Genomic DNA, 13,230 nt, shown 5'->3' on the forward strand with positions numbered 1-13,230 from the left:
AAGTGTCTTGCTGAGCGACGGATTCAAAGGAAGGCGACGGAACCAACTGGCTTATCGACGGATACAAAGCTCATAGTGACGGATAGATCCTGCTGAGCGACGGATGCAAGCGACGGCGACGGAATCGACTGGCTTAACGACGGATACAATGCGCTTATCGACGGATTGGTCCTGCTGAACGACGGATTCAAATGAAGGCGACGGAATCGACTGGCTTAACGACGGATACAATGCGCTTATCGACGGATAGATCCTGCTGAACGACGGATTCAAATGAAGGCGACGGAACCGACTGGCTTATCGACGGATACAATGCGCTTATCGACGGATAGATCCTGCTGAGCGACGGATTCAAATGAAGGCGACGGAACCGACTGGCTTATCGACGGATACAATGCGCTTAGTGACGGAATGATGGTGCTGAACGACGGATTCAATGCGCATAACGGCGGATAGCCACTCCTTATGGCAATTTTTCTGCGCGACAGCACCAATTATCTAGGACGAAATTGATATAAAGGAGGATTTTCCATGAGTAAACTATATGCAATTGGTGAATTATTAATTGATTTTACACCTACCGAACAAAATGCCTCCCTTGCTACAGTTGAGCAATTTACTAAAAATGCTGGTGGGGCCCCTGCCAATGTTGCAGCTGTTTGTGCAAAGCTTGAGCAACAAGCAGCCCTTATTACACAGGTCGGTCAGGATGCTTTTGGAGATTTTCTAGTAGAAACATTAAAAAAAGCCGATGTCGATACGAACTATATTGTTCAAACTGTTGAGGGTGAAACAAGTTTAGCCTTTGTTTCACTGACAAGTGATGGAGCCCGTGATTTCTTATTTTATCGTTGCCACGCAGCAGATTTACTTTACAACAAAGAGCAACTGCCACCTAATCTTTTAACAGATAAAGATATTCTTCATTTTTGTTCGGTTAATTTAGTGGAAAGCCCAATGAAACATGCACATGTAGCCTTGATAGAACAAGCTCATCAGGCAGGTAGTCTCGTTTCTTTTGATCCAAATGTTCGCTTGCCACTATGGAATGATGAGAGAGCCTGTCGTCAAACGATTTTGGAATTTTTACCCGAGGCCCATATCGTTAAATTGTCCGAGGAGGAGCTTTTATTTTTAACATCGATTGAGGATGAGGAAACAGCAGTCCATTCATTATTTCAAGGGAAAGTACAAGTACTCATCATTACTCGTGGAGCAGAGGGTGCAAGTCTTTATACTAAAAAACTTCATGTCAAAGTGCCAGCTGAAAAAGTCCATGCGATTGATACAACTGGAGCGGGTGATGCCTTTATTGGTGCATTGTTAACCGTTCTCCTTAGCAAGCAGATAACAGCGATCAATCTAGTTGACTTTTGTCAGCAGCATGCACCCTCCCTCCTTACATTCGCGAATAACTATGCTGGAGCTTCGACAGAAAAACATGGGGCCATAGCCTCTTACCTTACTAAGCAAGAGTTGCCGTTTAAAGACAATATATTCCTTTGAACATATGAGGAGGTACTCCGATGAAATCTATTACTAAAAAACGAACAAAAGCATTTCTAATTGATTTGGCAATTTCAACTGCTGTCACAGCTGGAGTGGAATATGTCCTGCGGAAAAAAGTAAAAAACGAGGCTATTCATGCCATTGTCACACCAACAGCAGTTATGTGGTCACTTGAATTTGCACAATTACATAAAAATGGGCAAACCGTTGGCTATAATAAAATGGGGATAGCTCTTGAGAATAAAAATGGGACTAAGCTCACTTCTGCTCAAATTCTGAAACGAATGGCGTATCGTGACTCAATTAGCTCATTCGACTACTTAAAAAATCCAACAGCGTTCGAACAACAAAACGGACAACTTCTACCTCACGATCTCTTCTCAGACACCGTTGTAAAAGAAGTCTAACAAAATAAGGCTACTCAAAATATTATTGGGTGGCCTGTTTTAATAGAAGGAGAGGATATACTTGAATTTAGATCATGTTGTTGAGGTTTTACTTGAAAGTCTTAAAGCTGATGAATATATTGAAGCTGTATTTTTAAGAGGATCAATGGCTAGAGAGGAGCATGATAGATTTTCAGATATCGATATGTACTGCGTTGTGAAGGAAGAAAATATGGAAGCATTTTTGCCTAATCGCAAGAAGCATATTGAAACTTATAAGGATACATTATTTGTTGATGACATTTATATTATTGCCCCTCAGCTACTAGTCGTATATGAAGACTTGATTCATATCGATTTATTTACCGTAGCTCCCTCAGAAATAAGTAATAAAGATGTCAATCAATTATGCCTTGGCATAATTGCGTCCGGAATCGGCTTTGCGTTTGCACAAAGAACTCCTTTCCGATTCCGTGACATCCCGCCGGAGGCTTTAACTTCTTTTAGCGGGTGTCCAAACACCCGCTGAAAGAAGTTAAAATATTATTTGATCCGAATGAAATCCTTATAGCTAAACTGGAAAGTACAACTATGGCATTAACTCCACTTGAATTTCAAAATGCTGTAGATGATACTGTCTGGTATTTGTATCAATATTATTGGAGTGCTCAACGCGGAAATGAGATTTGGTGTGTTCATTTACTGCGGAATAGTTTAGAACACTTCGCTAAAGTACTCCTGCATAAATATTGCCCTGAGCGAGCTTTACTAGGACTTAAAGCTACATATAATTCGCTCCCCTCTAACCCCTTAAATGAGATAGGCGATATTATGAATTGTATGACCCTTGTCACACATGAAATGGCCGTTAAGAAATTAGTGAACGCCTTCAATAATGAATTAGATTGGATATTAGAAAATGTGCCAAATAAAGAAGAAATTAAACCATTATGGGAGAAAACAAAAGAGTTATTGCACTAAAATAAAATAGCAAACTAACATAAAACCTAGTTTGCTATTTTTAAATATATTGAGTACCCTACGCCATATTTAATTGCTTTTTCATTAAAATATGTGGGATGCCACAATCCATAAATTCTTCACCTTCACGCTTATAGCCTAGTTTTTCATAAAAGCCTTCTGCATAAGATTGCGCGTTTAATTTTGATTTTGTTAAATCTTTTTCTAGTGCTATTTCCTCTAAACGTTGGATAATTACTTTACCTAAACCATATTTGCGGAATTCTATTAATATACATATACGCTCTAGTTTGCCATAGCCATCAACAACTCGCAGTCTACCAGTACCTACAGGTTGATCGTTATAGTACACAAGAATATGATCACATGCTGCATCTAACGTGTCGAATTCATCATATTCTTCTTCCTCTGGCACCTTTTGCTCCTCAATAAAAACTTTTTGACGAATGGCAAACGCTGTTTGTAAATCTTTTTCATCTGTAATTTTTTTCGTGTTCATTTTTATATTCCTCCTCGTTTTTTACTGTTCTAGGAGCGTACTCTCCCCTGTTTGGAAAAGAAAACCACCTGTAGATATGAACTGACTACTCCCACAGCTAAAGCAGTGGGGTTCTTATATACTTAAAAGAAGCGTTACAAAGCTCTCCACAGATGGTGTTGCCATGTCCTGTGTACAACATCTTTGATTTATCTTCTGTTCTATAAGACTTTCTTATTTACACAACCGATGTTGTGTTAACAATAAGTTTTAACGAAGGCAGGTAGCTCTACCTACGGAGGAATAGCCCTCACTTGATTTGTTTGATACCCATGCTAAGAGGGAATGTTTTCTTGACTTGTCTCAAGCCTTCTATATGTTGATTGTGTAACGCTAAAAAGGTATTAAACGTTTTATTGCATAAGTCTCGATTCGTTTGTTGTAAATTTGGTTCACTATTCATCAGTAAAAATGCACTATATAAATCTCGTTGTACGAGATGACTGCCAATTTGACACCAACGTTGATGGAGTTTTTTCTTTTCATAACTGTCTGTCACATGGTTGTACTGACTGGCTCTAAAGATGATCGTATTTACTTTCTTTATCATTTGTTTTGTGTAACCTAATTTTTGATCGATGATTTCCACTAGCATGGCAGGGGCATGATGCCCAATGCTTTTTCCAAAACGCTTCTTGGATTGGATTTTGCCCAGTATATTTGTTTTAGTTTGTTTTGTACGTTTTGCCAATCCTTTAAAATGCATGGTTTCGATGTACACCTCATCGCCAAGAGACAAGATTTTATTTGCTAACGCACCATGTGTTTCTTTGATGTAGCAAGCTTTCTTTCTATATAATTCTTGTAGTTGTTTTTTTGTTTTTTGATAGTTTTTACTATATGTCCAATGGAGTTTGACGCCATGTTGGATAAGTCCATCCTTGTTGAAATTGTTAGGATTGGTACTTCTACGACTTCTATCCAATTTGCGTAATAAACGTCTTTTTCGTTTCTCCAATAAAGGTACTCCTGGCGCAAGTTGTTGGATGAAAACGGTTTTTCCTGAAACAACCGCAATGGTAGAAGGACCAATGTCAAATACCTACTCGTTTTTGTTTTTGATAGGCATGCCGAAATGCTCCTGTAGATGGAATTCTCTTTGCAGGAGGCATCCCATCCATCACAAGTTGTACGTAAAAAGTATATACTCCACGAATCACTTTTTTGACTAGACGGCAATATTTAATGGTATGACGAGCAAGGGATTCTTTTACAAACAAATCTTGTTTGCGAATACGAACAGGAAGGGTTAATCCATTCCAATAGACAATATTCTCTTTAAATCGAATGCCTGCTTTATTCGATTTCCCTTCTATAGAATGAAGCATTCCGTAACGTTTAAAGTGTGCTTTACTCCTTTTAAATAGAACATCTTGAAGCGATTTTCTGAGAAGTATTGCTATCTATATGTTTTTTATAGTTATGTTGATGCTTTTTAATATACGCATGCAGTTGATATTCACTTAATCCAAAAGATTGACGAATGTTATCTAATTCTTTTGCGGTCTGCTTCAATTCTTTTGAATCATTCGATTTTTTCGCTTTTTGATAGCGACGTAATTGTTTTCGATAGTGTTTGGATTCTTGCATTAAAGTATAGTGCTTTACTGCATAAGATAAAGTCGTATTATAGAGTGTCCGGGCAATTTTAAAACGTTTTAATAGGATATCCTTTTGCCATGTCTCTAGAAGTAACTTGAGTTCTTTAATAAAACAATCTTTCCTCCATTTCGTCATTACCCGCCACCCCTCTTTTTCGATTATTCATAATATACTAAAAACATACTTTCCGCAAAGAAAAGCACTTTATTCCTCCCACCTCTGAAGAAGTGGGCTTCCTAAAGCTCAATTCTGTGAAATTCCCCTTCATGGATGATATTATATAGTATAGAGTATTTTTTGTTGCAAATACAATATTTTTTCGGAGGCAATCAATGAAGGAAATTTTACGTGATATTGGTGCGATTGCACGGGCACTTGATTCCATTAGTAATATTGAGTTTAAAGAACTTGATTTAACAAAGGGACAGTATTTGTATGTCACTCGCATCTGTGAAAACCCTGGTATTATTCAAGAAAAGGTTGCTGAACTATTGAAGGTAGATCGTACAACGGCCTCCCGAGCGATTCAAAAGTTGGAGACTAAAGGTTTTGTAGAAAAGCGTAGTGAAGTTGGTAACAAGAAAAACAAACAGCTTTACCCAACAGAAAAAAGTTTAAAGATTTATCCATTATTAAAGCGAGAAGGAGACTATTCGAATGCTAGAGCATTAGATGGTTTTTCTCCTGAAGAAATGGACAGTGTTCAAGACTTTTTAAATCGTATTCGTCAAAACATTGAAACCGATTGGGAATACGTAAAAAAAGGGCATAAACGAAATTATTAAAGGCGATCCCTAGTGCTTTTCGAGCATTTGGAATCGCCTTTCTTCACGAAGAATAACTATTTTAATATAACGTTAACAGCCCTTGAATTACACTCTTTTGGCACTCTAAGCATTAGTTAGCGAGAGAATAGTATGTTAAAATGAAAGTTATTATAGGAATTAAGCGAGGTCTGCTATATGTTGCATGATTATGTTGAGATAGCCCATGAGATAGCTAGAAATGCTCATGCTGGACAAGTTGATAAAGCAGGCGTTGATTATATTAAACACCCTGAAACAGTCGCCAGTTTTGTGAAATCAGCGGAAGAAAAGGCTACTGCTTATTTGCATGACGTTCTTGAAGATACAAAGGTAACAGCAAATGACTTAAAGAGCGCTGGAATACCTGAAAGTGTGATTGAAGCGGTGCAAGTCTTAACCAAAGATAGAAATACACCTTATTTTGATTATCTTAGGCAAGTTAAAGCCTCCCCTATTGCTAGAATAGTAAAACTAGCAGACTTAAAACATAATTCAGACCGCTCCCGACTTCTAAGCATAACCGATAAGGATTTAGGGCGGCTTGAAAAATATAAAAAAGCTACTGAGTTTTTAGAGCAATAACAAACCATTTAGAAAAAGAATTGTTAAGTGAAATTTATATTGCCGTCATAGCTTTTTCAGGTCTTAACTGGATTGTTCAACTTATCCGCCTTGCCTTTGCTACAAAAGCAAAGAAAACAGCTCACAAAGCACTTGATTAGATTGTCAAATTTGACAGTCTTTTTCTTTCGGGTACTTACTGACGGGTAAGAGGGTTCGAATGATTTAAGAAGAAAGCACCTTGCATAATGCAAAATGCTTTCTCAATTTTACGCGTGGACGGTGTCCTTATAAATTAACTACATTTTAAAAATAAAGTTAATTCCAAAAGATATTAATATAACAATAGTAAAGTCGTGGAAGATAATACGGAAAATATCAAATTAATTGTCTTCAAACAACTTTATAAACGTTTGAACTACTAAAAATTATTTTATTCTTTTACAAGCCTTCGTCGTCAATAGCGATGTAAGAAAGCACCTGATATTTTACGCTTTTGAACGCGGATCCATAAAATCGCGTAATGCATTGCTAAGCATATACAAACCTAATACAAGTACTGTAATAGCTCCACCTGGCGCATAAGTGTACCATGGGGCTCCCACTAAATAGGCTTGTGAATCTTTTAACATTCGTCCCCAACTAGGGTTTGGTGGCTGCACGCCAAGCCCTAAATAACTAAGTGCCGCCTCCGCAAGCATTGCAGTCGCAAAGGTCACAGTGGCAGCGACGATAATTTGCGATGAAATATTAGGTAATATATGACGAAACATAATGCTATAAGGTTTTACACCGATTAACTTTGCTGCTAAAACATATTCAGTGTCACGATGTTGGACGAAACCACTACGTGTAATTCTGGCAATGGCCGGTATGGCAATAATGCCTAATGCAATAGCCGTATTAACAATCCCCGGCCCAAATACAGCCACGAGCATTAAAGCTAGTATAATTCCTGGAAAGGCCATTAATGCATCCATCATGCGCATAAAAATTTCATCGATCCAGCCACCTACATACCCCGCTATACCACCAATTAAAATACCAAAAATTGTTCCAATAAATACTGTCATTAGTCCAACTGCAAAGGCCGTTTGTGTTCCTTTCATAATACGACTAAAAATATCACGACCAAATTCATCCGTTCCAAATAGATAATCACTACTTGGGCTACGTAATTTTTGAGGTATATTCATCGAATTCACATCATGGGGTGTATAAAAAAAGCTGATGATCATGATGATTAGAAAACCGACAATGACTAGTAGACCAATGATTAAATTAATATTTTTCATGTATCTTTGTATATGTTTCATCGTATCCACCTCGCTCATCGTAATCGGATTCTAGGATCTAACACTGAATATAAAATATCGACCATAAAATTAATCATGACCACCGCAACAGTAATATACATAACGATTCCTTGTACTAATGGAAAATCACGATTACTAATAGCTGTGATGAGAAGTTGACCAACGCCTGGCAGTGAAAATACTTGCTCCACAATAATCGTTCCAGCAACAACTTCAGCCATTATCAATCCAAATACCGTTAATATTGGAATCATCGAATTTTTTAAGACATGCTTATACATAACATTTTGCTCAGACATCCCTTTACTACGAATGGTACGCACATAATCGAGCTGAACTTGCTCTAAAATTGACGTACGAACATAGCGAAAATTGATCGCAATTTGTGGAATCGCAATCGTTAACGCAGGAAGAACAAGTGTACTTAACGCTCCTGCTACACTTTGCGTCCACGGAATATAGCCACTTATTTTAAAGAAGCTGAACTGCAGTCCAACATATAAAATGAGAATCATTCCGAGCCAGAAAGAAGGAATGGCCATTCCAACTTGTGTCACTGTTGACAACGACATATCACTGAACTTATTTTGTCTTCTCGCCGCAAACATCCCCAACGGTAAGGAAATGAGTAACACAATTACGAGGGCGAGCCCAGCTAATGACATCGTTACAGGTAGTCTGTCAAACAGTAAGTCTTTTACTGGCATTGAAAAGCGAATAGACTTTCCTAATTCCCCTGTTAATAATCCCTTCATCCAATCTGTATATTGCTCATAAAGGGGGCGATTCAAGCCAAGCTCTGATCGCAAATTTTCAATTTGTGTGGGATCCGCTTCAGTACCTAACATCGTCCGAACCGGATCACCAGGTAAAATTTGAAAAACACCAAATGTAATGATCGACACTAGAAGGATAGTTGTTATTAACAGGATGAATCGACGTATAATATACATCATCAAGCACTCATCCCTTTCTAGTTAGAAATTTTAACCTCAGACATATCATGGAACCAGAATGGGTAGTTCTTTAATCCAGTAACTTGCTTCTTAGAGCCCCAAACAATTTGATAATCTGCGACATATACCGCTGCTGCCTGCTCAGCTAAAATTTCCTGTGCACGATGATAGTAGTCAATTTGCTTCGCCTGATCTCTTTCCTTTAAAACGTCTGCCATAATTTTATCGTATTCCTCATTTTTAAATTTGAAGAAGTTTTCACTATCATTTGTTGAAATGTAATCATTAATAATTTCATAAGCAGAAGCACGACCAGTTAAATCGATTGTTGTCATTTGATAGTCCCGACCAAAGTAAACTCGGTCTAGCCAAATTCCCCATTCTACAACTTCAATTTCTACATCAATACCAATTTCCTTTAAATTATCGGCAACGATTTGCGCGATATTTGAATAAATATCATTATGTGAAGATACAGTAATTTTCGTTTTAAAGCCTTTAGGATAGCCCGCTTCTGCTAATAATGCTTTGGCTTTTTCCACATCACGCTTATACATATCTTCTAAGCCTTTCTTTTGATAGTCCCCCATTGCTGGACTCATGTTTGAACCAAGTGGTACAGCATAGCCCGCAAACACTGAGTCAATAATATCGGACTTACTAATCGCGTAGTTAATTGCCTGACGGACCTTTACATTATCAAAAGGTGCTTTCGTTTCATTAAATGTAACGATTAATGATGAGTTATTATTTTGATGAGATAAGTTATAGTTATCTCCTACTTCGCTTACGCGCTGCCAAGGTACACTCGTTAAATCGACTTCATTGGCCATTAAACTCATAATCGCTGCTTGATCATCCGATTGGAAGGTAAACGTCACTTTATTCAAGTAAGGTAACCCTTCCTTCCAGTAGTTTTCATTTTTCTTCAGTTCTAAATTTGTGCCCGGAGAGTATTTTACATAAGCAAATGGTCCAGTACCTATCGGGTTTTCATTATGCTTTCCATCATTGCTTTTTGGTAAGATAGCTGATTGTCGAGCTGTTAATGAATATAAGAAATTGGAGTTTGGCTCCTTTAGCTTAATCACAAATGTATTGGCATCTGGTGCTTCCGTTGACGCAACATTATCAAAGCTATTTGACATCTTTTCGCCGCCGTTTTTCCCCATTAAACGATCAAATGAATACTGAATATCCTCAACAGTTAAATCCTCTCCATTATGAAATTTCACACCCGGACGAATATTGAATGTATATGTTAAACCATCTTCAGATATTGCATAGCTTTCGGCTAACCCTTCTATTAAAGTTCCATCTGTTTGCGGTGCCATCAGTCCTTCAAAAATATTAAGGATCATTTGGTAAGAAATAGACGCTGTCGCTTTATGTGGATCTAAAAAATCTGGGTCGTCATTTATACGTACTACGATTTCTTGAGGTAAATCCGCCACTGTCTTTCCACTAGTACTTGCATCCTTTTTGTCATCACTTGAACAGGCACTCATTAGTAAAACGACTATCATTGTCAATAACAGCAACGACCAATTGTTCTTTAGTCTCATGTTATTTCCCCCTATTCTCTATGTGTTCATTATTTGAATGCTTTTATAGCTTTCTACTTCAACTAATTTATCAGCAGCTTTAATACCAGTAATGATCGCTTCCTCCATAGCTTTTGTAGCTAAATGCCCCAAATAGTCCACCGGAAATCCTTTATCTCCTGTACCAAGCACGAAAATCGTATCTCCATCCAGCATTGTGTGTACTGGATAAATTGTCCGTGCAAGAGCATTTTGTGTAAGCTGGGCTATTTTTTTCGCCTCTGCTTTTGTCAGCTTAGCATTCATTGCTATGACACCGATTGTGGTATTCGTACCAGACAACGCTTCCGATTGCACATGCTCCTCTAAATACGTACAGCAATCCATCCATTCCCCTGTTTTCGGATCCCTAGCTCCTGCTAGCGTTTCTCTTGTAGTAGGATCTTTCACATCTCCAACAGCATTGACAGCAACAATGGCCCCCACTACAACATCCTCTTTACCAGCTATAGAGGCGCTGCCTAGGCCCCCTTTCATACAAAATTGAGGACCCGCCAATTTTCCTACAGTCGCACCATAACCAGCCCCTGTATTACCATTTGCAAATGGACCAACAACCGCACTTTTAGCGGCTTCATAGCCCATTGGAGCAGTAGGTCTTGTCTTTGGATCACCGATAAACAAATCGAACAGCACCGCACTAGGAACAATTGGAATTGTGGCAACACCTGCCTGTACGCCAACACCCCGCTCCTCTAAAAATTGCATGACTCCGGTCGCAGCATCCAATCCAAATGCGCTCCCCCCTGACAGGCAAATCCCATGCACATGCTCAATTTCGTTAATAGGATCAAGTGCATCAGTCTCTCGAGTGCCCGGCGCTGAGCCTCTTACATCGACACCGCACACCGCACCATTTTCCACTAAAATCGCTGTACAGCCTGTAATTCCTTCACTATTTTCCACATGCCCTACTTTAACTCCAGGCACATCTGTAATGTTTCCAAACATCATACACGCCCCACTTCAAAAAGACCGATTTTTCAGTCTATTTTTCATATAAAAAACACGCTACCCGTTGATGGTTATTTTCTTCCCGAAGCTCTGGCCGTTCCTGATGACATCTGTCCATCACATAGGGACATCGTGTATGAAACACACAGCCTACAGGAGGATTCATCGGGCTCGGCAATTCACCCTGTAACGGTATTTCTTGTTTCGGCTCATCAAAATTGATCACCGGAATGGCTGATAGCAATGCCTGCGTATATGGGTGCAGAGGATTTGCATATAGTTCTTTTTTCGCACCAATTTCCACTACCCTCCCCAAATACAACACAGCTACTCGATCGCTAATATGTTTTACAACACTTAAATCATGTGAAATAAATAAATAGGTCAAATGAAATTCATCCTGTAAATCCATCATTAAATTCAATACCTGTGACTGCACCGAAACATCTAATGCAGATACAGGCTCGTCCGCAATAATGAACTCTGGATGAATAGCTAGAGCCCGCGCAATACCGATTCGTTGTCTTTGACCGCCAGAAAATTCATGTGGGAACTTTTGCATAACATCTTCTGGTAGACCTACCTTCTGCAAAAGCTCCTTTACACGTTCTTTGCGCTGTTCTTTCGTTAATGTTAATTGCAGCTTCATCGGCTCTTCGATGATGGCACCTACTCGCATACGAGGATTGAGTGATGCAAAAGGATCCTGAAAAATCATTTGCATTTGATTGCGATACGTTTGTAGTTTACTTCCCTTTAATTGCTGAATAGGCTGTCCTTTATATAAAATTTCTCCTTCCGTCGGTTCCACGAGTTTTAAAATAGTTCGGCCAAACGTCGATTTTCCGGAGCCGGATTCGCCTACGATCCCAAGCGTCTCACCTCGAAAAATTTCTAGAGAAATATCATCGACTGCTTTAATGACCTTTTTCTCTTCCTTCATCGACTTACGTTTTACAGGAAAGTACGCTTTTAAATATTTTATTTCAAGCAAGGTTTCTTTCTTCGTCATGATCATGCGCCCCTTTCTCTGAAAATAAATGACAGCGTACTTTATGCTCATCTTGAATATGGATTGCCTCAGGTTGCACGCTATGACATTGTGCCATTACAAATGGACAGCGTGATGCAAAACGGCAGCCTTCTGGTAACGCATAAGCCGGGGGAACAGTTCCAGGGATTGACGGCAATCGTTTAACATCTGTCTCTAGATTAGGCATTGTTTTTAAAAGAGCCGTTGTATACGGATGCTTTGGATTCATAAAAAGCTCTCGCACTGGCGCTTCTTCTACAATTTGGCCTGCATACATAACTAGAACGCGGTCTGCCGTTTCTGCTACAACGCTCATATCATGTGTAATAAATAATATAGCCGATTGATGTTCTTCCTTCATCTTCATCATAAGCTTTAAAATTTGAGCTTGTACTGTTACATCAAGAGCCGTTGTTGGCTCATCAGCAATTAACAGTTGAGGGTTATTGGACATTGCAATCGCAATCATGACACGTTGGCGCATACCACCTGATAATTGATGTGGATATTCAGCAATCACCTTTTCTGCATTGGCAATACCCACTTCTTTTAAAAGATGCAGAGATTTCTCCCGCGCCTCCTTTTTTGATATCCTTTGATGTCTGCGAATGCCTTCCATCATTTGATTACCGATTGTAAAGACAGGATCTAATGATGTCATCGGCTCTTGAAAAATCATACTAATTTCATTGCCTCTTATATTGCTCATCTCTTTATTTTTAAAGTCTAAGAGATTTTTACCATTCAGTTTAATGGTACCAGCTGTAATTTCTCCTGGTGGAATAGGCAGTAATCGCATAATTGATAACGATGTAATACTTTTACCGCTTCCAGACTCACCTACAAGCGCAACCGTTTCTCCCTTACGAATCGTAAAGCTCACATCATCGACCACTTTTGCCTGCTTACCATTTTTTAAATGGAATTTTATTTTTAAATGTTTTACCTCTAGGAGCACCTGATTTTCTTTTGGCTGATCCATAT

16 protein-coding genes are annotated in these 13,230 nt (G+C 38.8%); 6 read left to right on the forward strand and 10 right to left on the reverse strand.

The annotated features are described in order from the left end of the window. The first annotated feature begins 531 nt into the window (after window positions 1-531). The 4 genes from ABE34_RS19405 to ABE34_RS19420 all read left to right on the forward strand — a co-directional run bounded on the left by ABE34_RS19405 (window position 532) and on the right by ABE34_RS19420 (window position 2,876). Window positions 532-1,506, forward strand: coding sequence for a carbohydrate kinase family protein (locus tag ABE34_RS19405; protein WP_197144090.1), 975 nt, complete (start codon window positions 532-534; stop codon window positions 1,504-1,506). Between the two features lie 20 nt (window positions 1,507-1,526). Beyond that, window positions 1,527-1,916 carry an RDD family protein gene (locus ABE34_RS19410; protein WP_197144091.1) on the forward strand — a complete coding sequence of 130 codons (390 nt, stop codon included), beginning with the start codon at window positions 1,527-1,529 and terminating at the stop codon, window positions 1,914-1,916. A 61-nt stretch (window positions 1,917-1,977) separates the two neighbouring features. Further along, window positions 1,978-2,424, forward strand: coding sequence for an aminoglycoside 6-adenylyltransferase (locus tag ABE34_RS19415; RefSeq protein ID WP_197144092.1), 447 nt, complete (start codon window positions 1,978-1,980; stop codon window positions 2,422-2,424). 62 nt (window positions 2,425-2,486) lie between these two features. After that, window positions 2,487-2,876 (forward strand): hypothetical protein, encoded by a 390-nt coding sequence (locus ABE34_RS19420; RefSeq protein ID WP_197144093.1) that lies wholly within the window; start codon window positions 2,487-2,489, stop codon window positions 2,874-2,876. Window positions 2,877-2,934: 58 nt separating this feature from the next. Here the strand turns inward: ABE34_RS19420 and ABE34_RS19425 are convergent, their stop codons facing one another. The 4 genes from ABE34_RS19425 to ABE34_RS25255 form a co-directional block, all read right to left on the reverse strand. After that, entirely contained in the window at window positions 2,935-3,375 is a 441-nt protein-coding gene (locus ABE34_RS19425) for a GNAT family N-acetyltransferase (RefSeq protein WP_197144094.1), read from the reverse strand. Window positions 3,376-3,664: 289 nt separating this feature from the next. Further along, window positions 3,665-4,372: a hypothetical protein gene (locus ABE34_RS25245; protein ID WP_241747096.1), complete on the reverse strand. Its 708-nt coding sequence runs from the start codon at window positions 4,370-4,372 to the stop codon at window positions 3,665-3,667. 76 nt (window positions 4,373-4,448) lie between these two features. Then, window positions 4,449-4,742 carry a hypothetical protein gene (locus tag ABE34_RS25250; RefSeq protein ID WP_241747095.1) on the reverse strand — a complete coding sequence of 98 codons (294 nt, stop codon included), beginning with the start codon at window positions 4,740-4,742 and terminating at the stop codon, window positions 4,449-4,451. A 31-nt stretch (window positions 4,743-4,773) separates the two neighbouring features. Then, the gene (locus ABE34_RS25255) at window positions 4,774-5,151 is read right to left on the reverse strand and encodes a hypothetical protein (RefSeq protein WP_241747094.1); all 378 of its coding nucleotides are present in this window, start codon (window positions 5,149-5,151) and stop codon (window positions 4,774-4,776) included. Window positions 5,152-5,348: 197 nt separating this feature from the next. Here ABE34_RS25255 and ABE34_RS19435 point away from each other — a divergent pair, with 197 nt between their 5' ends. Further along, on the forward strand, window positions 5,349-5,801 hold the full coding sequence (locus tag ABE34_RS19435) for a MarR family winged helix-turn-helix transcriptional regulator (RefSeq protein WP_197144095.1): 453 nt from the start codon (window positions 5,349-5,351) through the stop codon (window positions 5,799-5,801). Window positions 5,802-5,978: 177 nt separating this feature from the next. Next, on the forward strand, window positions 5,979-6,404 hold the full coding sequence (locus tag ABE34_RS19440) for an HD domain-containing protein (protein WP_197144096.1): 426 nt from the start codon (window positions 5,979-5,981) through the stop codon (window positions 6,402-6,404). Between the two features lie 467 nt (window positions 6,405-6,871). Here the strand turns inward: ABE34_RS19440 and ABE34_RS19445 are convergent, their stop codons facing one another. From ABE34_RS19445 to ABE34_RS19470, 6 genes are read right to left on the reverse strand one after another with little or no spacing between them, the layout of a single operon-like run. Then, window positions 6,872-7,699, reverse strand: a complete 828-nt coding sequence (locus ABE34_RS19445) for an ABC transporter permease (RefSeq protein WP_197144097.1) — start codon at window positions 7,697-7,699, stop codon at window positions 6,872-6,874. 14 nt (window positions 7,700-7,713) lie between these two features. After that, entirely contained in the window at window positions 7,714-8,655 is a 942-nt protein-coding gene (locus tag ABE34_RS19450; RefSeq protein WP_197144098.1) for an ABC transporter permease, read from the reverse strand. 17 nt (window positions 8,656-8,672) lie between these two features. Further along, window positions 8,673-10,220 (reverse strand): ABC transporter substrate-binding protein, encoded by a 1,548-nt coding sequence (locus ABE34_RS19455; RefSeq protein ID WP_197144099.1) that lies wholly within the window; start codon window positions 10,218-10,220, stop codon window positions 8,673-8,675. An 18-nt stretch (window positions 10,221-10,238) separates the two neighbouring features. Then, window positions 10,239-11,210, reverse strand: coding sequence for a P1 family peptidase (locus ABE34_RS19460; protein WP_197144170.1), 972 nt, complete (start codon window positions 11,208-11,210; stop codon window positions 10,239-10,241). A gap of 37 nt (window positions 11,211-11,247) precedes the next feature. Further along, a complete protein-coding gene (locus ABE34_RS19465; protein ID WP_197144100.1) occupies window positions 11,248-12,225 on the reverse strand; it encodes an ABC transporter ATP-binding protein in 978 nt (325 codons plus the stop codon). Further along, entirely contained in the window at window positions 12,200-13,228 is a 1,029-nt protein-coding gene (locus ABE34_RS19470; protein ID WP_197144101.1) for an ABC transporter ATP-binding protein, read from the reverse strand. The genes ABE34_RS19465 and ABE34_RS19470 overlap by 26 nt, the downstream gene beginning before the upstream one ends. Between the last annotated feature and the right edge of the window lie 2 nt (window positions 13,229-13,230).

This window comes from Lysinibacillus sphaericus (assembly GCF_015844675.1).
GTDB classification, from domain to species: domain Bacteria; phylum Bacillota; class Bacilli; order Bacillales_A; family Planococcaceae; genus Lysinibacillus; species Lysinibacillus sphaericus_E.